Source organism: Streptomyces sp. NPDC059564 (assembly GCF_042735575.1).
Taxonomy (GTDB): domain Bacteria; phylum Actinomycetota; class Actinomycetes; order Streptomycetales; family Streptomycetaceae; genus Streptomyces.
Map to the genome: position 1 here is coordinate 1 of NZ_JBHWBP010000699.1, position 1,274 is coordinate 1,274.

General features: G+C 78.6%; 2 pseudogenes. One reads left to right on the plus strand and one right to left on the minus strand.

The features are described from left to right. A pseudogene (locus tag ACFV0Q_RS41750) lies at positions 1 to 876 on the minus strand (hypothetical protein); the annotation flags it as partial. 144 nt (positions 877 to 1,020) lie between these two features. Here ACFV0Q_RS41750 and ACFV0Q_RS41755 point away from each other — a divergent pair. After that, positions 1,021 to 1,274, plus strand: a pseudogene (locus ACFV0Q_RS41755) (hypothetical protein); the annotation flags it as partial.

Consider the following 1,274-nt stretch of genomic DNA (forward strand, 5'->3'; position numbering starts at 1 on the left):
GGGCGGCTCGGCGGAGCTGCCGGCTCCGTGCTCGGCATCCCGGTCGGCGTCTCGGTCGGTGACCCGGTCGGTGCCCCGCTCGGCGGCTCGGCCGGCACCCCGCCCGGCGGGCCGGCCAGCGGCCACTTCGGCACCCCAGTCGGCGGCCCCTTCGACGACCCGGTCGGCACCCCGGTCGGCGGCCCGGCCAGCGCCCCGCTCGACGGCTCGGTCGGTGACCCGGTCGGCGACCACTTCGGCACCCCAGTCCGCGACCCGCTCGGCGGCCCGGTCGGCTTCCTGCGCGGCGTCCAGTGCGGCCAGCCAGGCTCGGCGGTAGGAGTCCGCCGCGCGGTCGAGGCGGTCGGTGGTGCGGGTGTGGGCGTGGATCTCCTGCTGGACGTCCCCGTGCTCCCGCCAGGCCCGGGCCCGTTCCAGGGGGCGGTGGCTCTGCCGGGCGGCCAGCTCCAGCAGGTGCTCCGCCTCGCGGAGGTCGACCAGGTCCCCCTCGTAGGCGTGCCGCAGCCGCAGCCCGGCGGCCAGCCGCAGCAGCCGGTACGGCGCCCCGGGGTCGGACTGGGGTACCGCGGCGCGGCTCTCGCGCAGCACCCGTACGGCGGTGGAGGCGATGCGGCGCCCCTCGGTGGCCCGTGCCCGTTCCAGGAGTACGTCGCCCCACTCGGGCAGCAGCTCCGCGAAGGCCTCCCCGTCGCGGGGGATCAGCCGCCGGGCCCGCCCGTACGCCTCGGACGCCGCGTCGAGGGCCGCCGGATCCCCGTCGCGGGCGTACCGGGCCCGGTGCACGCGGGCGAGGCACACCAGCGCGGCGAGCCGCACCCCGACTTCACCGGCACCCTCCTCAAGCACCCGCCCCAACTGCCCGACGGCCTCCTCCAACCGCCCAGGCAAATACCGCAACGCCTCAGCCAACTCCACCCGAACCCACACAACCCGCCGCCCAGTCCCACCTACGGAGCCCCCGGGCGCGGCATCACCCCCGCCTGCGGACCTCCCGGTCACGGAAGCACCGCCGCCTGCGGAATGCCCGGGCACCTCCCCGCCACCGCCGACGGGGCCACGGAGCACAGCCCCGGAAGCACCGTCCCCGCCCACGGGGCCCCCGGACGCCGAAGCCCCGTCCCCGCCCACGGGGCCCCCGGGCCCAGCACCGCCCCCGTCCACCGACCGCCCGATCACGGAAGCACCGCCGCCTGCGGAATGCCCGGGCACCTCCCCGCCACCGCCGACGGGGCCGCCAAGCACAGCCCCGGAAGCACCGTCCCCGCCGACGGGGC